The sequence below is a fragment of the Halomonas zincidurans B6 genome, from assembly GCF_000731955.1.
GTDB classification, from domain to species: domain Bacteria; phylum Pseudomonadota; class Gammaproteobacteria; order Pseudomonadales; family Halomonadaceae; genus Modicisalibacter; species Modicisalibacter zincidurans.
Map to the genome: position 1 here is coordinate 674,225 of NZ_JNCK01000001.1, position 21,617 is coordinate 695,841.

The window sequence follows — 21,617 nt, forward strand, 5'->3', positions numbered from 1 at the left end:
GATAATGACGTTTTGCAATGACGGAGCCGCAATGACCGCTCATCAGCAACTCGACCAGGCGCTCAGCGGACTCGAATCGGCGCTGCGCAGTGTCGATCTGTGGAATACCGCGTGTCCCGATCCTCGGGCTTTCGATAGCGTCCAGCCATTCTGCGTCGATACCATGGACTTGGCGCAATGGCTGCGCTACGTCTTCATTGCGCGCCTCCAGGCCCTGGTGGATGCGCAAGGGCCACTACCGGCCAGCTGCGAGGTGGCCCCGGCCGCCGAGGCCTATCTGCAGAACAGCAAGCCCAGCGACCGCGCGGTGGTGGTGGCGGCGATCGCCGAAGTGGACCGGATCGTTACAAAGGCCTGAGCATGGCCTGTGACTTCGCTTACGGAAGGGACATGAACGTCGCTCACGTAGCGGCACGTATCGGTGAGATGGCGCTGGGGTCATCGCGGCTGTCACCGCGTTGATGCGACTCGATCGGCGGGGCGAGCATTGAAACAGGGCGCTGCAGCAGCGGGATAAAAGGATTGGCCATAAGAACGCCGGGCATAAAGCCCGGCGTCGTCGTTACCAGGTGGTTGGCAGGCGTGGCTTAGAAGTTCAGGGTTACGCCACCGCCGACGATGACCGGATCGCTATCCAGCTCGCCGCTGGCACCGCCTGCAGCGTTGTAGTCCGCATCGACGTCGGCATAGGACGCGAAGCCATTGAACGACAGATAGTCGGTAACCACCAGGTCGACGCCCACTTCGCCCTTGGGTGACCAGGTGTTGTCGACGCTGAGGCCGGCGCTCTCGCCCGAGAAGCGCGTGTAGTTGGCGCCCACGCCCGCGTAGGGCTGGATGCGCGAATCGAGGCCGCCGAGCGGGTAGTACTCGACCATCAGATCGATCAGCTGGCTGTCGACTTCGCCATTGACACCCTGACCGGACAGGCTGCGCTCGAACTTGTCGCTGCCGCCCAGGGTCACGCCGACCTTGTCCTGGATCATGTAGCCGACGCTGCCGACGAAGGCGCTGTCGTCGCTGATATCGATGCCGTCGCCGGTGGCATTGTTCTCGGCAATGCCGCCGCGCAGCAGGATGTCGCCAGCTTCATAGGCGAACGATGTCTGTGAGGCAACGATCAGGCTGCCGGCGACGATAGAAGCGGAAAGCAGTTTCATCTTGGTCATGTGTGGCTCCTTGCTGATAAGCGGGATGACAACATCCACTGTCTGTTTGCTCCGGCTATCGCCGGGTTTATGAAACAGTGTTTTCATACTGTGCTGGCAGTATAGGAAACACTGTTCGCTTATGTCACGTAAAATTTTGTTATTAGACTAAAGGAGTGTATGGCCTGTTACGATCGGACATCAAGAATGCGACTTCGTGGCGCTTGTCGCGGCGAGCCGCTTTACTGAAGTCAGGTCAACGATCAAGGAGCGAGAGATGCTCGCGGCAAGCTATCGGCAGGGAACCCGACTATTGGCGCTAGTGCTGGCCTCGGCAATGGCATTGCTGCTGCTGTTGCGTCCCGAGATCATCAGTGGTCTGACGCTTATCTGGCGCCTGCCGCTCTGGCTGCTCGGGGTTTGGGCGCTGGGCGCCGGCTTCGCCCATGGGGTCGGTCTCACCGTGCGCCCCGGCCCGTTGCGGCGCTGGCTGGGGCCGCCCTGGTGTTGGTTGGTGCTGGGGCTGTTCGGCGTGCTGCTGCTGTTGCGACTCTAAAAAAGGGCTCCATACGGAGCCCTTGCATCGCTTGTGAGAGTGCTGCGCGCCTTTAGCGATCGATATGCTGGTATTCACCTGCATCGGCCGTGGCACTGCTCACTACCAGGATCGCAATCAAGGAGGCGATGAAACCGGGGATGATTTCATAGACACCCGGACCGCCCATGAATTCTGAATTCCAGCCCAGTGAAATCCAGACGATGACAGTGGCAGCGCCTACGACCATGCCGGCAATGGCGCCCGCACCATTGGTGCGCGACCACATCAGCGACAGGATGATCAGCGGGCCGAATGCCGCACCGAAGCCGGCCCAGGCGTTACTCACCAGAGCCAGAACATTGGACTCGGGATCGGAGGCAATGATCGCCGCGACCAGGCCAACCAGCACGACGCAAACACGGCCGACAGTCACGGATTCGCGTTCACTGGCCTCCTTGCGCAGAAACAACCGATAGAAGTCTTCGGTAAGGGAAGACGAGGACACCAGCAGTTGACTGGAGATGGTGCTCATGATCGCGGCCAGCAAAGCCGCATAGAGGAAGCCGGTAATAAACGGATTGAACAGCAATTCGGACAAGATGATGAAGATGGTTTCCGGATCCTCGACATTCAAACCGTTGCGTACCGCGTAAGCTCGACCGAAGATGCCCAGAGATATGGCGCCGATGAGTGCAACACCCATCCAGGTCATGCCGATATTGCGCGCAATCGGTACCTCTTTCAGGCTGCGAATTGCCATGAAGCGCACGATGATGTGGGGTTGGCCAAAATAGCCCAGGCCCCAGGTGACCGCCGACAGCCAGCCGATGAAGGTCAGTCCCTCCGTCCATGAAAGCAGCGTGGGATCGACCTCTCCCAGAGTCTGGGTCGCCTGGGCAAAGCCGCCGCCACCTTCGCCAAAGAGTACGACGAGTGGCATGATCACCAGGGCCACCACCATGATGCAACCCTGCACGAAGTCCGTCATGCTTACCGCCAGGAAGCCGCCGACCACCGTATAGACCAGCACGACGCCCAAGGTGATGATGATGCCGACCGCGTAATCGCTCATGCCCCCGATACTGATGATTCCCCCGAACGCGCTTTCAAACAGCTTGCCGCCTGCAACCAGGCCGGATGCCGTATACACCGCGAAGAACACGACAATGACGATGGCTGAGACGGTACGCAGTGACATGGACCGGGTGGGGAAGCGGTTTGCCAGAAAGGACGGAATCGTCAAGGCATTACCGTAATGCACGGTCTGCTCGCGGAGCCGGGGGGCGACAAGAATCCAGTTGACGAAAGCCCCGACGAACAGGCCTATGCCAATCCACGCAGAGGCCAGACCGGAAACGAAGAGCGCCCCGGGCAGCCCCAGCAGCAACCAGCCACTCATGTCCGAAGCCCCGGCTGACAAGGCCGCTACCTTTGGGCTGAGGCCCCGCCCGCCCAGCACGTAGTCTTCAGACGAAGACGTGGATTTGCGCATTGCATAAACGCCGATGGCGATCATCAACGCAAAATAGATGAATAGACTAATCCAGACACCAATAGCCATGAAGCTTCTCCAGTTCATTAGCGCGGTTACCGAGCAGAATCCGGTAGTGGCGCGCATTGTTTTTGTAACTCTCTTTTCTATTCACGAAACCAGGCGATGAAGGCGAGGCCGAGCATCGCCCGGCGAGTGCTGGCACCCGCCGGGCAGACTACTCGGCCCCGGTCATTCATCGCCCAGCGCGAGTAGTGACGCGTTGCCGCCCAGGGCGGCGGTATTGATGGTCAGCGCTTTTTCGGTGGCGAAGCGCAACAGGTAGTTGGGCCCACCGGCCTTGGGCCCGGTCCCCGAAAGGCCCTGGCCACCGAAGGGTTGGACACCGACGACGGCGCCAATGATATTACGGTTTACATAGACATTGCCCACACGGATTCTCTGCGCAATGGTCTTGGCGAACGATTCGTTGCGGCTATGCACGCCAAAGGTCAGGCCATATTGCTTGGCGTTGATGGTCTCGATCACGCGATCGATTTCGTCGGCCTTGTAACGCACGATGTGCAGGATCGGCCCGAACTGCTCGCGCTCCAGCGCGCCGATGCCGTCGATCTCGAAAGCGGTGGGGGCGACGAAGTTGCCGTGGGCGGTATGCGCCGGGTCGAGCGAGGTCTCGGCGATCAGCCGGCCTTCGCCCGTGAGCTGCGCGATGTGCGCGAGCAGGCCCTGGCGCGCCTCGTCGTCGATCACCGGGCCGACATCGGTGCCCAGGTCGCGGGGGTCGCCGACGCTGAGCTCGGCCATCGCGCCCGTGAGGATCTCGATCACCCGATCGGCGACGTCCTCCTGCAGATAGAGCACCCTCAGCGCGCTGCAGCGCTGGCCGGCGCTCTGGAAAGACGAGCGGACGACGTCGGCGACGACCTGTTCGGGCAGCGCGGTAGAATCGACGATCATCGCGTTGAGACCGCCGGTTTCGGCGATCAGCGTGGCCAGCGGGGCGCCTTCGCGGGCGGCCAGCGAGCGGTTGATGATCTGGGCGGTGTCGGTGCCGCCGGTGAAGGCAATGCCGGTGATGCGCGGATCGGAGCTCAGCACGCTGCCCACGGTGGGGCCATCGCCGGGCAACAACTGCACGACGTCGCGGGGCATGCCCGCTTCATGGAGCAGTTCGACGACCCGGTGGGCGACCAGCGAAGTCTGCTCGGCGGGTTTGGCGAGCACGCTGTTGCCGGCCACTGCGGCGGCGACCATCTGGCCGCAGAAGATCGCCACCGGAAAGTTCCACGGGCTGATCGTCGCGAACACACCCTTGCCGGCCATCATCAGTTGATTGGATTCGCCGGTCGGGCCGGGCAGCTGGGTCGGTTCGGCGAACAGCTCGCGGGCGCGGCTGGCGTAATAGCGGCAGAAATCCACCGCTTCGCGGATCTCGTCGACGCCGTCGGTGAGCAGCTTGCCGCCCTCGCGGGAGCATAGCGTCATCAGTTCGGCGAGGTGCTCTTCCATCAGGTCGGCGAAACGCTCGAGGATCTGTGCACGCTCCTCGACCGGGGTGGCATCCCAACGCGGGAAGGCCTGCCAGGCGATCTCCACGGCTCGTTCGGCCTGTTCGCGGGTCGTCCACTGCACGCTACCTATAAGCTTGCGCGTATCGTAAGGGTTGCGAACTTCCTGGCGCTGCTCGGGGTCGTCGTCGACATCGAAGCCCAGCAACGGCTTGACGTGGTGTTCCTGATCCATGTGCTGGGCCATGGCGTCGACCAGCGGCTGGTAGTGGCTGCGGATATTCAGGTTGACGCCCTTGGAGTTCTTGCGCGTGCCATAGATAGCGCGCGGCAGCGGAATCCTGGGGTTGGCGTAGCACTCGTACTGACCGAGCGTCTCGACCGGGTGTACGCACAGCGACTCGACCGGCACGCGCGGGTCGACCAGTTGGTGCACGAACGACGAGTTGGCGCCATTTTCGAGCAGCCGGCGTACCAGGTAGGGGAGCAGGTCCTTGTGCGCCCCTACCGGCGCATAGATGCGGCAGTAGGTGCCGGCGGGCGCGCGCTTGAGGGCGGCGTCATAGAGCGCCTCGCCCATGCCGTGCAGACGCTGGAACTCGAACGGGCGATCGGTGGCGTTGGCCAGTTCGAGGATGGTGCTGATGGTGTGTGCGTTGTGGGTGGCGAACTGCGGGAAGATCCGCCCACGGGTGTTTTCCGAAAGCAGGAAGTGCACGCAGACCAGATAGCCGACGTCGGTGTTCGCCTTGCGGGTGAATACCGGGTAGCCGTCGACGCCGAGCTGCTGGGACTCCTTGATCTCGGTATCCCAGTAGGCGCCCTTGACCAGGCGTAGCGGAATCTCGTCGCCCTGCAGGTCGGCAAGGCGGTTGATGTAATGCAGCACCGGCAGGGCGCGCTTGGCGTAGGCCTGGACGACCAGCCCGAAGTGCCCCCAGCCGCGGCACTCCTCGCTCGCGTAGACGGCGCGGAAGACTTCCAGCGAAAGTTCCAGGCGGTCGACTTCCTCGGCGTCGATGGTGATCGCCACATGGCGCTGGCGAGCCATGGCGACGAGCTGCTTCACGCTGTCGACCAGCTCGACCAGGATCTGCTGGCGATGGCCGAACTCGTAACGCGGATGCAGCGCGGAAAGCTTGATCGAGATCGACGGCGCGGGGGTCTTGTCGCTGAGCTTGCGGCTGACCTCGCCGACGCGCTTGATGGCATTGGCGTAATCGTCGAAGTAGCGTCCGGCATCCGTGCGGGTCCGCGCAGCTTCGCCGAGCATGTCGTAGGAGTAGGTGTAGCCCTTTTCGAACAGCGGCTGCGAGCGCTTCAGGGCCTCGTCGACGCTGCGCCCGAGCACGAACTGGCGGCCCATGATCTTCATCGCCTGGTACATGGCGCTGCGGATCACCGGCTCGCCCATGCGGTTGACCAGCTTGTTGATGAAACTGGCCGGCTTGCCGTCGCGCGGCTTGTCGAGCTGGATGACGCGGCCGGTCATCAGAAGGCCCCAGGTCGAGGCATTGACGAACCACGACTCGCTCTGGCCGACGTAGGCCTTCCAGTCGGCGGGGCCCAGCTTATCCTCGATCAGCGCATCGGCGGTGGCCTTGTCGGGAATGCGCAGCATGGCCTCGGCAAGACACATCAGCATCAGCCCTTCATGGGTGTCGAGACTGTACTGCTGCAGCAACTCATCGATGGAATCCACGGCGGTATCCATCTCGCGGACTTCACGCACCAGCTCGGCGGTCTTGTCGCCGATTCGGGCGAAGTCGTTCTCGTCGGCCTGCAGAACGGCGACGAGCTCGGCCATGAAGGCGTTCTCGTCGACGATATAATGCTCGCTCAGGCGCGTGAGCAAGGTGTCCAGGTCCTGTTGCCAGGTCTGGCTGTCCAGCATGGTCTTGGCATCGAGCATATGAAGACCCCGTTAATGGCGATGTGACTCGGGCGCTGGCGTGGCCATCATCCATGAAGGCACACGAACGCCACGACCCCGGGTGAAACAGCGGGGTCCGAGAGGCAACCCGGTATGTGCTGAATTTAGGGTGGGGGAAGACGCCGCGTCTTGCCAATTTCGCGGTGACTTTTGTTAAAAAGTCGGGAGCTGGCCGATATGGGATCAGCCGTGCGACGAAAGTTTTAGACGATGACGCGGGCTACTCGGTGTCTCGTGTGCCAGCGATGGCCGGCGGCGTAGATGCCCGGGGGGGTGCCCATAAACGCGGCGAAAGGCGTGGGAAAGCGCGCTCTGGCTGGCAAAACCGGTCCGCGCGGCAATCTCGCCGAGTGGCAACGGCGAATCGGCAAGCAACTGCCGGGCGGCCGTCAGGCGTTGACGCAGCAGGTATTGATAGGGCGTTACCCCGGTCTGCTCGCGAAACAGCTCGCTGAAATGCGCGGCGCTCAGACAGGCGTGACGGGCAAGATCGGTGACGCTCAGGCGGCGCTCGATGTTCTGCCCGATGTAGGCGTCGATGGCCGCCAGATCGATGCGCCGGGAGCGTTGAGAAGCGTTATCCGGCATGCGCGCATTGAGGCAGCCGAGGAAGGTCGCGGCGAGCAGGTCGCCGGGGGCCGGCTGTGGCTGAGTGAGCTCGCGGACCAGAAAGCGCAGGTAGACGCGCAGCGGCGCATCGAGCGCGAAGAAGCGCGGCGCATCGAACAGCCGGGCATGCCCGCGGTGGCTGCCGGTCAGCGCCGGCGCATCGTCGGGCAGGTCGAAAATCAGCTGGCGGTTGGTGCCGATGCCTTCGTAATAATGCAGGTGGTTGGCGGGAACGATGCAGCCGGATAGCGCGGCGATGCGCCCGCCAAGCCCCTCGATCTCGAAATCGGCATGGCCGTCGAGACCGATCACGATCTGGTGGAAGTCGTGAGCGTGATGCTTGATGGTATTGTCGAGCGGCGTAAGACGAATGGCGCTGGACATGTCGTTACCTCGTGACGCCAATGCCAGCCATTGTATGCCGTCACCGCCGCCATGGCGATAGTGCCGGGGCTCTTCGTCGCCCCTCTCGGCTCCACCGATCGACCAGTTGGCAGCTTCGGCCGACGCCGGCGGCTAGAATTCGCGTTGGCCTTCATCGAGGGCCATGTGGGCGGCGAGATGGTCACGCAGCATGGTCAGTTCCTCGCGCCCGGCGCGGGACAGCAGCGAACCGCCGGTCGCGGCCTGCGAGAGGCGGCCATATTCGTCCATGATCCGCATCGCGCTGCGGCGTACGCTCTCGAGATACTGGTCGTGACGAACCGGATAGCCGATCACCGTATGCCATTCGTTCGTCGAGGCTTCGCCACCGAGCACACGGTCGAACAGCTGCAGCAGATGCTGCGGCTCGGTGCGATAGCGAGGTGTGCGGGACAGCATCATCATCGCGATCGTGGCGCCGATGACCGTCATCGAGACGACGAATATCAACAGAAAGAGCGTCACGCTCATGTTACTTGACCAGGCCGAGCGAGTCGGACATGGCACGAATGTCCTGTAGCTGCTGATGAGCGAAGCGCACCGAGCAGATCGCCCGGGTCCTGACAGGGCGAGTAGTGGAGTACGGCGATTCGGCAATCGGCACCCAGCGCACGTCGTCGACGTTGCCCGCGGCGTAACGGCGCCGGGCCAGGCGGGTGGTGGCGGTCGAGGCGGCAACGACCAGGGTGCGCAAACTGTCTTTCATGGCTTGTGCCTTTTCGGCATCGTGTATCCAGCGACGGGTAGCTTAACGGATTACTGCCGGCGCGTTAATCATCCAGGGCAATGGCCGCAGAGGCCGGCAGCACGGTATCAGTGGTTGCAAAAACGAGATGGAGGGACAGGGCGATCATGGGACGGCCTTCCGCCAACTGGCGTTCCAGTCCGGGGCTCTGGGCGTCTTTCAAGAAGAAAGATGGAGCGGGCAAAGGGATTCGAACCCTCGACCCTCAGCTTGGGAAGCTGATGCTCTACCAACTGAGCTATACCCGCTCGATGCCCTGATGATAATGAATCGCCGGGCTTGCTGGCAAGGCAAGCATTCGCTGTTCGTTGATCGCCCATCATGAGACTCGGGGTAAATAAATGTCGATTTCCATGGATCGATGTCGGCAAGCCGTGGTCTCAGAATCAACCGCAACTTTTTGGCAGTCGCCGAAAAATTGCGTCTTTGCTTGCTGCATTCGATCTATTGGCCGCCGCATCCTCGATGCGGCGGTTTTTTAGGTGTCGTTGCAACGGTCTCGCGTCCACATGACTCGGGCTTAATGGGTGCTGCGCATCTGCAGGATGGCGCCGACCACGTCGCGTCGCGTGACGATGCCGACCAGGCGCTCCTGTTCGACCACCGGGTAGACCTTGGGCTTTTGTCCCTGCATCTCCTGGGCAAGGTCGGTCACGCTCTTGTTGGGCGTGACCGTGAGCACCTCATGGCGCATCAGCTCGCGTACCGGTGCCGGCTCGTCGCTGAGATAGACGCTCTCGAACAGCTTGGCCATCACGTCATGTTCGGAAATGAAACCGATCAGGTGATCGCGTTCGTCGACGACCGGCGCGCCCGGCAGTCGGTGCAGGGCCAGGCCGGCCACGAGCGTCGCCACCGATGTGTCAGCGGTGACTCGGTAACAGTCGCGGGACATGATGTCGCGTACCGTCATGGGCGCCTTGTCGGTCATGTGCTTGTCTCCTCGAAGGACTGATAACCCTGCTGGACCCGACCCTGTCCGACCGGGATTGCCCGGCCCGCGTTTCCTGCGGTGCGATCAAAAGCGCCACGAAACGACGTCCGTTGCACTTGCGGTTTCAGCATAGCCCAGCTCAAGGAGGATGATGGGCTGCTCCGCGAGTACCTGGGGATCATGCGCAACTGCTATCCTGGGGGGCACGCCACCGATATTCCGGCTGGTTCGTGGTCTGCCAAGCGATTGGCTCCGCTCCTGGCTGGCGATGAACGCGAACAGCAGCGGGGCGGTCATATAAGCAACTGTCATAAATAGCCTATATGTTATCTTGGTCGCCCTGGGCGACCGGTTACGCTGCAAGGAGGTGCCATGAACGCAAGAGACTATCTCGCCAGGCGGGGCATCGCGCTCGAGCGTGAGGAGGAACGCCCCAATACCCTGGAGGAACGGGCCTGGCAGCGTGCACGTCATGCCGGAAGCCAGCGCCCGCGCAGCGGCACGCCTCATGACTGGGAGGATTGGGAGCGCCACCATGCGCAACTCGCCGACGATGCCGAACGGATCGCGCAGAAGTACGATCATGCGGCGCACCGGCGAGAGGATGACGAAACTTCAGACAAGTCATGACTTGAAGCGCCCGGCCGTCGGGCCCATATGAACAATGAGGTTCGCGACGCTCAGCGCGCGTTCGTCCAAGGAACGACACTCAGCGTATCTAGAGGAGACGCATATGGACGTGATCCGCATCATTCTGGCAATCCTGCTGCCCCCGCTCGGGGTCTTCCTGCAAGTCGGTCTGGGGCTACAGTTCTGGCTCAACATCCTGCTGACGATTCTCGGCTACATTCCCGGGATCATTCATGCGATATGGATCATCGCCCGGCGCTGAGCGTATTCGCCAAGACACCATCGAGCCTCCTCCCCGCAGGAGGCTTTTTCATGGTACGAGGCAAACCCGGCGGCTTCGCCGGGCCCCGCCAAGACACCATCAACCGAGAGCATTGACGCCGGTCTGTTCGCGCAGGCGCTTATAGAGCGTGGTGCGGCTTATGCCCAATTCCCGTGCCAACGCCGAGAGGTTGCCGCGATGAGCAGCCAGACGCTCCCGCAGACCGCCGAAAGCAGGCGGCGCCGATACCGGCCGGTTGGCCGGCATGGCCGGCACGGTGGACGGCACCCGCGCGACGTAGGCGTCCGGGGCGCATGCATTGGCGGGTAGATGCTGGAGATCGATTAGAGGTCCGTCGCTGATTGCCAGCGCGACACGCAGGACATTCTCCAGCTCGCGAATGTTGCCCGGCCAGCGCTGCCGGCACAGCCAATCCAGCAATGCGGGCGATGCCCGAGGCGGTAGACTCTGCGTTGCCTCGAGGTCGAGTTCACGCATCAGCCGGGCAAGTAGGACCTGCACCAGGGCGGGAATGTCCTGGCGTTCGCGCAAGGGCGGCAGACTCAACTCGACTCCGCACAGCCGGTAGTACAGGTCGGCGCGAAAGCGCCCGCTGGCTACCTCGTCGGCCAGTGGACGATGGGTGGCAGCGATGACTTCGATATCCACCGGGTGGGCGGTGCTGCCGCCCAGCGGCGTGACCTTGCGTTCCTGCAGCGCCCTCAACAGGCGGGCCTGAACCGGCAGTGGCATATCGCCGATCTCATCAAGGAACAGTCGGCCGCCATGTGCCTCGCGCAAGCGCCCCGGATTGCCGCGTGGGTCGGCGCCGGTAAAGGCCCCGCGCACATAGCCGAACAGTTCGGCTTCGACCAGCGCGTCGGGAATGGCCGCACAGTTGATGGCGATGAGCGGTTTGTCGGCGCGCCGGCTAGCAGCGTGCAGTGCCTTGACGAAGACTTCCTTGCCGGTGCCGGTTTCGCCATAGAGCAGCATGGCGATGCCGCGATCACCGAGGCGCTCGGCGAGGAGGATCGCCTGACGCAGGCGCGGGTCGCCCAGATCGAGAGCCGACAGTGGCGAGGGCGTGGAAGCACCCTTGGCATCAACCAGGCGATCCGGGGCGGCGAGCTGGCCGTAGCAGTGATAGCGCCCGGCGACGCGCAGGGGCATCAGCGCATTGCCGTGCGCCACCAGTGCCGACCAGCTCGTGTCGAAGAGCGTTTCGATGGTGGTTCCCGTCAGCGCTTCGCGCTCGAGCTTCAGTAGCCAGCAGGCCCGTGAGTTGCCATTCACCGGTTGGCCCTGTTCGTCGAGAATCAGCAGCCCGGAACGTGGGCCGTCGATATCGTCGCGGTTGGCGCTGAACGTCAGCCGAAAATGGCGATGGCGGTAGTGGGCGATCAGCCGGCCATTCTCGATTCGCATCGCCAGGACCTGTAGCAGACCGCTGTAGCGCGACGAGCGGTTGCGGTAGGGGTCGCTGAGCAACGCCAGGCAGGCGTCGACCTCCCCGCGCCAGTTACGGACCGGCACCGCATGACCGGCTAGGTGATGCAGGGCGTCGCAGGTATGTTCGCGACCGATCACGTCCAGAGCATCGTCTTCGGCGAGGCAGGTGCCGATGGCGTTGCAGCCGATCTGCGCCTCCCCCCACTGCGCACCGGGCAGCAGCCAATCTTCATGACTCGGAAGCATGGCCCGCGAGTCGCCCCAATGGGCCAGAATCACGGCGTCCCGATCGGCCAGCACCAGCACGCACTGCCAATGCCGCAGCATGGCGCCGACTTCGGGTACAAGATCCTCGTCCAGTAACTCCAGCAGGGGGCGGGCCAGGGTACGCCGCTGCTCGAGATCGTCTGCCGAATATCGGTCAGGCTGGCGGCCGCCAGTCGGGGCGCCCATGTCATCCAGACGATATCCGGCGCGCGCGATGTGGGCACGTTGCCGGTGCTTGGCATCCTCTTGCATGGCAGTTCCCCTATCTTGTTTTTTCGCTTTCGAACATTTATGTGCACGAACACGTGTTCATAAACTGTACAGGGTGTGTTCAATCTAGCCTAGCCGAGTTGTCCACAAATACGCTTATACCAAGGTAGGGTGAGAATTTTTAATTTATAGAACAGGTGCTTGAATATGGTTTTTAAGAAAGGTGAAGGCTTCGGGAGGAAATTGGCATGGCGTTCGCTTATGAACATGAAGAATTTGCGAACATGAAAAAGGATCGCCTCACCCATGTCTCTAGTCCTTGAACATATCGACCGCACGGTCAGCGGTGAGAAACATATCAGCGATGCCTGCCTGAGCCTGGAGCAGGGCTCCTTCAATGTGTTGCTGGGCCATACGCTGTCGGGCAAGACAACCCTGATGCGGCTGATGGCGGGGCTCGATGCACCGGATCGCGGACGCGTGCTGTTCAGCGAGCGGGACATGACCCGCGTCCCGGTGCGCAAGCGCAACATCTCGATGGTCTACCAGCAGTTCATCAACTATCCCTCGCTGCGGGTGTTCGACAACATCGCCTCTCCGCTCAGACTGGCCCGGGTCTCCAAGGCCGAGATCCAGCGGCGTGTCGAGGAGATTGCGGCCATGCTACGCATCGATCATCTGCTGGGGCGCTATCCGCTGGAGCTGTCCGGCGGCCAGCAGCAACGCACCGCAATGGCCCGGGCGCTGGTCAAGGATGCCGACCTGGTGCTGTTCGACGAACCGCTGGTCAACCTGGACTACAAGTTGCGCGAAGAGCTGCGCCTGGAGATGCGCAAGCTGTTTCGTACGCGCAATACCGTGGCAGTGTATGCCACCACCGAGCCGGCCGAGGCATTGGCGCTGGGCGACACCACTACGCTCCTTCATGAAGGGCGAATATTGCAGACCGGCCCCAGCGATACTGTCTTTCATCGCCCGCAAACGGTCGAGGCGGCGGCTCTGTTCGGTGAGCCGCCGATCAATCTGATGGAGGTTGTGGTGCGCGGTAGCGGGCTGCTCGTCGGCAGTACGGTTTTTCCCCTGCCACGGCTATTGGCGTCGCTCGACGATGGCCCGTATCGCCTGGGCATGCGCCCCAGCCATCTCAGCCTGACGCCTCTGAACGACGACGACCTGGAATTCTGCGTCGAGGTCGGCGTTGCCGAGATCAGCGGGTCGGAAACCTTTCTGCACGTCGCCAGCAACGATCTCCAGCTTGTGCTGCACCTCGGCGGTATCCACGACTTCCCGGTCGACAGCGCGATCCGTGTCTATGCCCCCAGCAACAAGCTGTTCGTCTTCGACGAGCCGGGCGAGCTGGTCCGGGCACCATCCCTTGCGGCCCAATGAGGCAATCATGGCGGAAATTCGACTCGACCAACTGGCGCACAGCTATGTGGCCAGCCCCCAGCAGCCCAGCGACTACGCATTGCGGCGTATCGATCATGTCTGGGAACAGGGCGGGGCCTATGCGCTGCTCGGCCCGTCGGGCTGCGGCAAGAGCACGTTGCTCAATATCATCTCGGGGCTACTCGAGCCCTCCCAGGGCCGGGTAATGTTCGACGGCGAGTCCGTCAACGCCCTGTCGCCTCAGCAACGCAACATCGCCCAGGTTTTTCAGTTTCCGGTGATCTACGACACCATGACGGTGCACGACAACCTGGCCTTTCCGCTACGCAATCAGCGCCAGCCGGCGGCCAAGATCGCCGAGCGTGTCCAGGAGGTTGCCGAGGCGCTGGAAATCTCCCATCTACTGCAGCGCAAGGCCCGCAACCTGACCGCCGACGAGAAACAGAAAGTGTCGATGGGGCGCGGCCTGGTGCGCGACGACGTCGCGGCGATCCTCTTCGACGAGCCGTTAACCGTCATCGATCCGCAACTGAAGTGGCGCCTGCGTCGCAAGCTCAAGCAGATCCACGAGCGCTTCAACATCACCATGGTCTACGTGACCCATGACCAGCTCGAGGCCTCGACCTTCGCCGACAAGATCGCGGTGATGTATGACGGCCAGATCGTCCAGTTCGGCACTCCGCGCGAGCTTTTCGAAAACCCCGCTCACACCTTCGTCGGCTACTTCATTGGTAGTCCCGGCATGAACTTGTTCGAGGTCGAACTGACGGCCGACGGCGTGTGCCTGGCGGGCGCCGATCTACGGTTGTCCCCAGCGGTGCACCAAGCCCTCGAAGCACATGCCGGACAGCGTTTGACGCTGGGTATCCGCCCCGAATTCGTACAACTGGTCGAGCCCGCCGAATCATCGCTGCGTGCCACGCTCGATCTGGTTCAAGACCTGGGAACCTACAAGGTGCTCGACCTGCAGCTCGGCATGACGAACAAGTCGCCGATAAAGGCTCGTATCGAAGAGGACCAGACGGTGCCCGAAAGCGAGGTAGGGCTGCTATTCCCCGAGTAACTATTCAGCTCATGCCGCCTGATCCTGGTCGTCCTGTCGCATGAAGGTGGGCACCTCGCCGGCAAACAGTTGCTCCAGCGCCGTATGCGCCGCCATGCCTTGCTTGACCGCGGTGGAGAGGAAGCTGCGCATCCGACAGAAGATCTCGGCGCCCTCCCAGGCACGAAAACAGCCCGAGATCTTCTGCTGCACCTTGGTCATCCGCAGGTCGCGCTCCCCCTGGTTGTTGGTGAAAGGCGCGGCGGGATCCTCGAGAAAACGCAGCACGTCGTCCTCGTACGCCTGGAGACGTTCCAGCAGGTTGCGCGCTTTTGTGCGTTTGGCACGCCCGCGCGTCCCGGGCGGTGGCTTTGCCGGTGGCGGGCACTCGGCGTCGCCCGCCGCCAGGCAGCGTCGGTAACGTGCTCGCCAGCGCTGGGCCTCATCGGCGCAGAGGCAGTCGCCGGCGGCATCCACCGCTCGGCTCATGGCCAACAGCAGGTCATGGAGCGACTTGGCCCAGCGCTGGTGGTCGTTTTCCCAGACCGCCGTCAATTCCCGCAGGTGATGGGCATTGCACAGGACATGCCGGCAATCCGAGTAGCGGTAGTAGGGCTTCCAATGATCATGCACCAGCACGCCACACACGAAGGGCAATACGCCGATGGCATCCATCGCCTCCTGGCCGCGCTTGGGATGCGGGGCCAACCAGGTCAGGGCGTCATTGGAGGCACTGTGCAGCCAGTAACGCTTGCCGCCCACCTGCATCCCGGTTTCATCATCTGGCAGACCGTGTGCTTGGCGTAGCGCCGGGACCACCCACTCGGCGAACGCCTCGGCCCGCTGGTAGGCCTCCTGGTTGAAGGCGAACAGCGTGCCGGTGCTCAACGACAGGCCACACTGCGAGGTGAGCAGCTCCCGAATGCGCGCATAGGGCAGCAGCTGGTACTGCGAGAGATAGACCGCGTGTGCCTTGAGGCGCGGCCCATACTGGATGGGCCGCGTCACACCCTCGGGGAATGGCGCCACATGGCGCTGCCCCTGGTCATCTTCCACTATCTCGGCCTGGTACTCGGTGACCACGGCCTGGATCACGATGTCCTGCACCTGGCGGGTCTCGACGCCAATGCTGCGATAGGTGCGCCCTGTAGGCAGATGCCGACGATCGACGCGGAGCTTGACCACCTCGTCGGGGTTCGTCACCGGCGCCAACGTCTTGCCCGCATGCCCTGGCTGCCCACCGGGACGGCGTTCGCCTTTGGCGCGCGAGCGGCGCTGGCGGTTGGGATCCTGGGACGGTGGCTTGCTGCTGTTGCGGCTGCCGGTGGCCAACCGGTCGGCCATGAGCTTGACCAGCAGCATCAGCACGTCGATGGCGGCACGCAGCGACGGGGAGACCGTGCGGTCTTCCTTGAGCTGCTGCCGGACCCGTTCCAGGGCCTCGTCGACGTTGATGTCGCTGATGGTCATGTCACCGCATGGCGTAGTGGTATCTCGGGACACCATGCCAGAGAAATCAGCTGGTTGGCGACCCTAATTCAGAACCACCTGAATAGTTACTTCCCCGAGCGTTGGACCAAGTTCTACGCCGACGATTATCTGGTGGAGATGAATGATGGACAAGATTCACAACAATAAGGCCTGGCTGCTGGTACTGCCGGTCTTCGTGCTGGTTGCGTTCAGCGCCATCGTGCCGCTAATGACGGTGGTCAATTACTCGGTGCAGGACATCTTCGGCCAGGGGAATCGCTACTTCGTCGGCACCGAGTGGTTTCGCGAGATCCTGCGCGATCCACTGCTGCACAATTCCTTGCTTCGTCAGTTCGGTTTTTCGTTCAGCGTATTGGCGATCGAGATCCCGTTGGGCATTGTCGTTGCGCTCTCCATGCCGCGGCGCGGTATCGGCGTACCGATCTGCCTGATCTTGCTGGCACTGCCGCTGCTGATTCCGTGGAACGTAGTCGGCACCATCTGGCAAATTATCGGCCGCGCGGACATCGGGCTCTATGGCTGGACGCTCAATGAGATGGGCATCGATTACAACTACGCCTCCAATACCGTGGATGCCTGGGTCACGGTACTGATCATGGACGTCTGGCACTGGACCTCGCTGGTGGCGCTGCTGTGTTACTCGGGGCTGCGTGCGATTCCCGACGTATACTACCAGGCCGCGCGCATCGACAGGGCCTCGCACTGGGCGGTATTCCGTTACATTCAGCTACCCAAGCTCAAGAACGTTCTGCTGATCGCCGTGATGCTGCGCTTCATGGACAGCTTCATGATCTACACAGAGCCGTTCGTGCTGACCGGGGGCGGCCCAGGCACCACCACTACCTTCCTCAGCCAGACGTTGACCAAGATGGCCGTGGGTCAGTTCGACATCGGCCGCGCCGCCGCCTTCTCGCTGATCTACTTCCTGATCATCCTGCTGGTCACCTGGTTGTTCTATACCGCCATGACCCACTCCGACGATAACGCCTGAGGTGCGCGATGAAAACCCGCAAACTGTTGGTGCTATTCACTTATCTGCTGTTCGTGCTGGTGCCGATCTATTGGTTGATCAACATGTCGCTGAAGTCCAACCAGGAAATCCTCGGTGGGCTGACACTGTGGCCGGAGAACCTCACGCTCGGCAACTACCAGACTATTTTCACCGATCCGACCTGGTACACGACGTATCTCAATTCATTGAGCTACGTGTCGATGAACACGGTGATTTCGCTGGCGGCGGCGTTGCCTGCGGCCTATGCGTTCTCGCGCTACCGTTTTCTCGGCGACAAGCACATGTTCTTCTGGCTGTTGACCAACCGCATGGCACCGCCGGCAGTATTCCTGCTGCCGTTCTTCCAGTTGTATTCCTCGGTCGGCCTGTTCGACACCGCGATTGCCGTGGCGCTGGCCCAGACTCTGTTCAACGTGCCGCTGGCGGTGTGGATTCTCGAAGGCTTCATGTCGGGCGTCCCCAAGGAGATCGACGAGACGGCGTATATCGATGGCTATAGCTTTCCGCGCTTCTTCTTTCGAATCTTCATCCCGATGATTCGCCCTGGCATCGGCGTCACGGCATTTTTCTGCTTCATGTTTTCGTGGGTCGAGCTGCTGCTGGCCGGCACGCTGACCTCGGTGGATGCCAAGCCGATCGTGGCGCAGATGACCAGCACCATTTCCGCCGGCGGCATCGACTGGGGGCTGCTGGCCGCCGCCGGGGTGGTGGCATTGCTGCCCGGGATCGCGGTGATCTACTTCGTTCGTAATCATGTCGCCAAGGGCTTTGCGCTGGGGCGGGTATGAACCGCCTGGCAGCAGGCATCGTCAATTAACGAATCGGCAAGGAGAAAGATATGGAATGGATGGCATGGACACTGCCGACGGCGATTTTCTTCACCGTCATCGGCCTGATCCTGATTGGCATGACGATCTGGCAGACCGTGTCGCCGGGTATTCAGCGCCAAGGTTTCTTGCCGATCTCCACGACCCGCGGGGATCGTCTATTCATCAGCTTGCTGATGGCCGGCTACGGACACCTGTTGCTGCTCGGGTTCACCGAGTGGCCGCTGTGGATCGCCACGCTTGCCAGCGTGGCGGCATTTCTCATCATCATGAAGTGGGGGTGACGCATTCATAAAGAAACCTGAGCCGCACCAAGCGCAGCACTGTACTCCACAATAACGAGGTAACTATGTCTTCCATCAATTACATGCCACGACCGACGCGCATCGCCATGGCCATGAGCCTGGCCGCCTGCTTTGCGGCGCCTTCACTGGTGTTTGCCGATCAGTATCAAGATGCCGCCAAGCGTTGGATCGAGAATGAATTCCAGCCCTCCACGCTAACGCCCGAAGAGCAGATGGCGGAGATGCAATGGTTCATCGACGCGGCCAAACCGCTGCGCGGCCAGGAGATCAATGTCGTCTCGGAGACGCTGACCGTCCACAAGTACGAATCCGAGGTGCTGGCCAAGGCATTTCGTGAGATCACCGGGATCAATCTGACTCACTCACTAATACAGGAAGGCGACGTCATCGAGAAGTTGCAGACCCAGATGTACTCTGGCACCAACATCTACGATGGCTATGTCAACGATTCCGATCTGATCGGTACCCACTTCCGTTATGGCAAGGTCGTACCGATTTCAACCCTGATCGAGCAGAATCCCGATTTCACATTGCCGACGCTGGATCTCGAGGACTTCATCGGCCTGTCGTTCACCACTGCGCCGGATGGTAAGGTCTATCAGCTGCCAGACCAGCAGTTTGCCAATCTTTACTGGTTCCGTGCCGACTGGTTCGCCAATCCCGAATACAAGCAGCAATTCAAGGAGAAGTATGGCTACGAGTTGGGCGTGCCGGTGAACTGGTCGGCCTATGAGGACATCGCCGAATTCTTCACCAATGACGTCAAGACCATCGATGGCAAGCGCGTCTACGGTAATATGGATTACGGCAAGAAGGATCCCTCGCTCGGCTGGCGCTTCACCGATGCCTGGTTCTCCATGGCGGGTGCCGGCGACAAGGGCATTCCCAACGGCTTGCCGGTCGATGAGTGGGGCATTCGGGTCGATGGGTGTAATCCGGTCGGCTCCAGCATGTCGCGCGGCGGCGCCGTCAATAGCCCGGCGGCGGTCTACGCGACCGAGAAATACGTCGAATGGCTGAAGAAATACGCCCCGCCGGCGGCGCAGGGCATGACCTTCTACGAAGCCGGGCCGGTGCCGGCGCAGGGCAACATTGCCCAGCAGATCTTCTGGTACACCGCCTTCACCGCCGACATGACCAAGCAAGGCCTGCCGGTGGTCAACGAGGATGGCACGCCCAAGTGGCGCATGGCGCCGTCTCCGGTGGGCGCGTACTGGCAAGAGGGCATGAAGAAGGGCTATCAGGACGTGGGCTCCTGGACCTTCCTCGAGTCGACACCCGAGAAACGCCGTCTGGGCGCCTGGCTGTACGCACAGTTCGTGACCGCCAAGACCGTTTCGCTGAAGAAAACGCTGGTCGGCTTGACGCCGATTCGCGAGTCCGACATTCAATCCCAGGCGATGACCGACGCTGCGCCCAAGCTGGGCGGGCTGGTCGAGTTCTATCGCAGCCCGGCGCGGCTGCAATGGACACCGACCGGGACCAACGTGCCGGACTATCCGAAGCTGGCACAGTTGTGGTGGCAGTATGTCGCCCGTGCGGCCAGTGGCGAGTCGTCCGCCAAGGAAGCGCTCGATGGCTTGGCCGAGGCGCAGGATCGGGTCATGGAGCGTCTGGAGCGTGCCGGTGTGCAGGAAACCTGCGGCCCGAAGATGAACGAGCCGCGGGACGTCCAGTACTGGCTCGACCAGCCCGGCGCGCCGAAGCCCGAGCTTGACAACGAAAAGCCGCAGGGCAAGACCGTGCCCTACGAAGAGATGGTCAAGTCCTGGGAAGAAAGTTGATCCTGCGGGCGTCTCTTCTGTCTCTCTTGCGGCGCCTGCGGGCGCCGTTTTTGCATCTGCGTTGCGAAACCGGCAGGCGTGACGTCAGCGATAGCGGTAATAAAGGCGCTCGCTCTTGCGCGGTCCCTCGATGCTCCAGGCCAGGTCGAAACCGGCTTCTGCCGGCGTGAGTCGCACGCGATAGCGATCGGCGGCACACTGATGCGCCTCTCGGGCGACCCAGTCGGCGGCGTCGCGGGGGCCGGTCGGTATCAATTCGAACAGTTGAACGGCCGCTTCGACGCCACGCCGCTCGTGGCTCAGGGCGATGGCATCCGCCCGCGGTGTCCAGCGGAAGACGTTGCGAAAGGCGATCGACTCGGTCGCGCCCTCCAGCCGGAAACGACCCCATTCAGTGAATGTAAGACTGGTGTCGGCGTGGGTCTCGACCTTCACCGTGCCGTTGCCCCGGCCGGCCCAGCCGCTGCGCGATCCTGCCAAGGGTTGTGAACTAAAATATACTGTTGAAGTTGACAGAAGCCGTTGGCGCAGCGCTAAGATAGCCGCCTCGATTGGTTGACTCATGGATCGCTCATGTCCTATCTGTTCGCTGTCACGGCCCTCTGGGCCTTCTCGTTCTCGCTGATCGGCGCGTATCTATCCGGTCAGGTCGATAGCTATTTCGCGGTGCTGGTGCGCATCGCTCTGGCCAGCCTGCTGTTTCTGCCGTTTCTGCGTCCGCGGGCCTTGAGCCATGCCCACAAGCTGGCGCTGATGGCCATCGGCGCCATCCAACTGGGGCTGATGTACATCTTCTTCTACCAATCCTTCCTGCTGCTGTCGGTGCCGGAAGTGCTGCTGTTCACCATCTTCACGCCGCTCTACGTGACGCTGCTCGATGACGCCCTGGACAAGCGCTTCACGCCATTTTATCTGGTCACCGCGGCGGTTGCCGTCATCGGCGCGGCGGTGATCCGCTACCAGGGCGTGAGCGCCGATTTCTGGCTGGGTTTCGCCATCGTCCAGGGCGCCAATCTGTGTTTCGCCATCGGTCAGGTCGGCTACCGTCACCTGGCGCGCCGGCTGCCGCCCGAGGTGCCCCAGCACAGCGTATTCGGCTGGTTCTACCTGGGCGCGTTGGGATTGGTGATCATCGCCTACGCACTGCTCGGCACAGCGCAACTGCCGAGCAACGGCGTGCAATGGGGCGTGCTGGCCTGGCTGGGACTAATCGCCTCGGGACTCGGTTATTTTCTGTGGAACAAGGGCGCGACGCGGGTCGATGCCGGCGCCCTGGCGATCATGAACAATCTGTTGATTCCCGCCGGGTTGCTGGTCAATCTGCTGATCTGGAATCGCGACGCCGACCTGCCCAGGCTGGCCGCCGGTGGCGCGATCATCGTCGCCGCGCTGCTGGTCAACGAAGGATGGGCGAGGCGTCGCCCGCTTCAGCGTCAACCAGGTCGGCAGCAGCTCGCCCATGGCGGCCAGCTCGGCTTGGATGTCGAGCCCCACGGCGGCAGCGGGATCGCCCGTGGCCAGTCGTCGGCAACCACGAACAGCCGCCGATAGCTGCCGTTCGCTTCGCGCAGCCAGGCAAGATCGCGTACCAGCGAATCGCCGGGTGCAGTCTCGGG

General features: G+C 62.2%; 21 protein-coding genes and 1 tRNA gene. 11 read left to right on the top strand and 11 right to left on the bottom strand.

Annotated features, from left to right (window positions below; all coding sequences use genetic code 11):
* Window positions 1-31: 31 nt before the first annotated feature.
* Window positions 32-358, top strand: a complete 327-nt coding sequence (locus HALZIN_RS0103185) for a YqcC family protein (protein ID WP_031382805.1) — start codon at window positions 32-34, stop codon at window positions 356-358.
* A 229-nt stretch (window positions 359-587) separates the two neighbouring features.
* Here HALZIN_RS0103185 and HALZIN_RS0103190 read toward each other — a convergent pair whose 3' ends face one another.
* Entirely contained in the window at window positions 588-1,169 is a 582-nt protein-coding gene (locus HALZIN_RS0103190; RefSeq protein ID WP_031382806.1) for an OmpW/AlkL family protein, read from the bottom strand.
* A gap of 256 nt (window positions 1,170-1,425) precedes the next feature.
* Between HALZIN_RS0103190 and HALZIN_RS17060 the strand changes: the two genes are divergently transcribed.
* Window positions 1,426-1,704, top strand: a complete 279-nt coding sequence (locus HALZIN_RS17060) for a cyd operon YbgE family protein (RefSeq protein ID WP_051907350.1) — start codon at window positions 1,426-1,428, stop codon at window positions 1,702-1,704.
* A gap of 52 nt (window positions 1,705-1,756) precedes the next feature.
* Here HALZIN_RS17060 and putP read toward each other — a convergent pair whose 3' ends face one another.
* The 7 genes from putP to HALZIN_RS0103235 form a co-directional block, all read right to left on the bottom strand.
* Entirely contained in the window at window positions 1,757-3,247 is a 1,491-nt protein-coding gene (gene putP / locus HALZIN_RS0103200) for a sodium/proline symporter PutP (protein ID WP_031382808.1), read from the bottom strand.
* Between the two features lie 162 nt (window positions 3,248-3,409).
* The gene (gene putA, locus HALZIN_RS0103205; protein WP_031382809.1) at window positions 3,410-6,598 is read right to left on the bottom strand and encodes a bifunctional proline dehydrogenase/L-glutamate gamma-semialdehyde dehydrogenase PutA; all 3,189 of its coding nucleotides are present in this window, start codon (window positions 6,596-6,598) and stop codon (window positions 3,410-3,412) included.
* Window positions 6,599-6,802: 204 nt separating this feature from the next.
* Window positions 6,803-7,612, bottom strand: a complete 810-nt coding sequence (locus HALZIN_RS0103210) for a helix-turn-helix domain-containing protein (RefSeq protein WP_031382810.1) — start codon at window positions 7,610-7,612, stop codon at window positions 6,803-6,805.
* Window positions 7,613-7,744: 132 nt separating this feature from the next.
* The gene (locus HALZIN_RS0103215) at window positions 7,745-8,122 is read right to left on the bottom strand and encodes a hypothetical protein (protein ID WP_269438707.1); all 378 of its coding nucleotides are present in this window, start codon (window positions 8,120-8,122) and stop codon (window positions 7,745-7,747) included.
* A 1-nt stretch (window position 8,123) separates the two neighbouring features.
* A complete protein-coding gene (locus tag HALZIN_RS0103220) occupies window positions 8,124-8,357 on the bottom strand; it encodes a hypothetical protein (RefSeq protein ID WP_031382812.1) in 234 nt (77 codons plus the stop codon).
* A 211-nt stretch (window positions 8,358-8,568) separates the two neighbouring features.
* Window positions 8,569-8,644, bottom strand: a tRNA-Gly gene (locus HALZIN_RS0103230).
* Between the two features lie 272 nt (window positions 8,645-8,916).
* Entirely contained in the window at window positions 8,917-9,327 is a 411-nt protein-coding gene (locus HALZIN_RS0103235) for a CBS domain-containing protein (protein ID WP_031382813.1), read from the bottom strand.
* Window positions 9,328-9,702: 375 nt separating this feature from the next.
* Between HALZIN_RS0103235 and HALZIN_RS17330 the strand changes: the two genes are divergently transcribed.
* Window positions 9,703-9,960 carry a hypothetical protein gene (locus tag HALZIN_RS17330; RefSeq protein WP_084173317.1) on the top strand — a complete coding sequence of 86 codons (258 nt, stop codon included), beginning with the start codon at window positions 9,703-9,705 and terminating at the stop codon, window positions 9,958-9,960.
* Window positions 9,961-10,063: 103 nt separating this feature from the next.
* Window positions 10,064-10,222 (top strand): YqaE/Pmp3 family membrane protein, encoded by a 159-nt coding sequence (locus HALZIN_RS17335; RefSeq protein ID WP_035575124.1) that lies wholly within the window; start codon window positions 10,064-10,066, stop codon window positions 10,220-10,222.
* Between the two features lie 99 nt (window positions 10,223-10,321).
* Here HALZIN_RS17335 and HALZIN_RS0103250 read toward each other — a convergent pair whose 3' ends face one another.
* On the bottom strand, window positions 10,322-12,193 hold the full coding sequence (locus tag HALZIN_RS0103250; RefSeq protein ID WP_051907351.1) for a sigma-54-dependent Fis family transcriptional regulator: 1,872 nt from the start codon (window positions 12,191-12,193) through the stop codon (window positions 10,322-10,324).
* Window positions 12,194-12,457: 264 nt separating this feature from the next.
* On the opposite strand from HALZIN_RS0103250, the gene HALZIN_RS0103260 reads away from it, so the two are divergent.
* Both HALZIN_RS0103260 and HALZIN_RS0103265 read left to right on the top strand, forming a co-directional pair.
* Window positions 12,458-13,540, top strand: coding sequence for an ABC transporter ATP-binding protein (locus HALZIN_RS0103260; RefSeq protein ID WP_031382816.1), 1,083 nt, complete (start codon window positions 12,458-12,460; stop codon window positions 13,538-13,540).
* Window positions 13,541-13,547: 7 nt separating this feature from the next.
* On the top strand, window positions 13,548-14,603 hold the full coding sequence (locus tag HALZIN_RS0103265) for an ABC transporter ATP-binding protein (protein WP_031382817.1): 1,056 nt from the start codon (window positions 13,548-13,550) through the stop codon (window positions 14,601-14,603).
* A 9-nt stretch (window positions 14,604-14,612) separates the two neighbouring features.
* Here HALZIN_RS0103265 and tnpC read toward each other — a convergent pair whose 3' ends face one another.
* Window positions 14,613-16,052, bottom strand: coding sequence for an IS66 family transposase (gene tnpC / locus HALZIN_RS0103270; protein WP_031382818.1), 1,440 nt, complete (start codon window positions 16,050-16,052; stop codon window positions 14,613-14,615).
* 145 nt (window positions 16,053-16,197) lie between these two features.
* On the opposite strand from tnpC, the gene HALZIN_RS0103275 reads away from it, so the two are divergent.
* The 4 genes from HALZIN_RS0103275 (at window position 16,198) to HALZIN_RS0103290 (ending at window position 20,001) form a co-directional block, all read left to right on the top strand.
* On the top strand, window positions 16,198-17,064 hold the full coding sequence (locus tag HALZIN_RS0103275) for a carbohydrate ABC transporter permease (RefSeq protein WP_150113073.1): 867 nt from the start codon (window positions 16,198-16,200) through the stop codon (window positions 17,062-17,064).
* Between the two features lie 8 nt (window positions 17,065-17,072).
* Window positions 17,073-17,873, top strand: coding sequence for a carbohydrate ABC transporter permease (locus HALZIN_RS0103280; protein WP_031382820.1), 801 nt, complete (start codon window positions 17,073-17,075; stop codon window positions 17,871-17,873).
* A 50-nt stretch (window positions 17,874-17,923) separates the two neighbouring features.
* A complete protein-coding gene (locus HALZIN_RS0103285) occupies window positions 17,924-18,196 on the top strand; it encodes a DUF2160 domain-containing protein (protein WP_031382821.1) in 273 nt (90 codons plus the stop codon).
* A gap of 65 nt (window positions 18,197-18,261) precedes the next feature.
* Complete coding sequence (locus tag HALZIN_RS0103290) at window positions 18,262-20,001, top strand: ABC transporter substrate-binding protein (protein ID WP_035575125.1); 1,740 nt, start codon at window positions 18,262-18,264, stop codon at window positions 19,999-20,001.
* Between the two features lie 84 nt (window positions 20,002-20,085).
* On the opposite strand, the gene HALZIN_RS17065 is transcribed toward HALZIN_RS0103290, so the two are convergent.
* Window positions 20,086-20,481 carry a DUF6314 family protein gene (locus tag HALZIN_RS17065; RefSeq protein ID WP_150113074.1) on the bottom strand — a complete coding sequence of 132 codons (396 nt, stop codon included), beginning with the start codon at window positions 20,479-20,481 and terminating at the stop codon, window positions 20,086-20,088.
* Between the two features lie 93 nt (window positions 20,482-20,574).
* Here HALZIN_RS17065 and HALZIN_RS0103300 point away from each other — a divergent pair, with 93 nt between their 5' ends.
* Window positions 20,575-21,552 (top strand): carboxylate/amino acid/amine transporter, encoded by a 978-nt coding sequence (locus tag HALZIN_RS0103300; protein ID WP_084173319.1) that lies wholly within the window; start codon window positions 20,575-20,577, stop codon window positions 21,550-21,552.
* Window positions 21,553-21,617 lie beyond the last annotated feature (65 nt).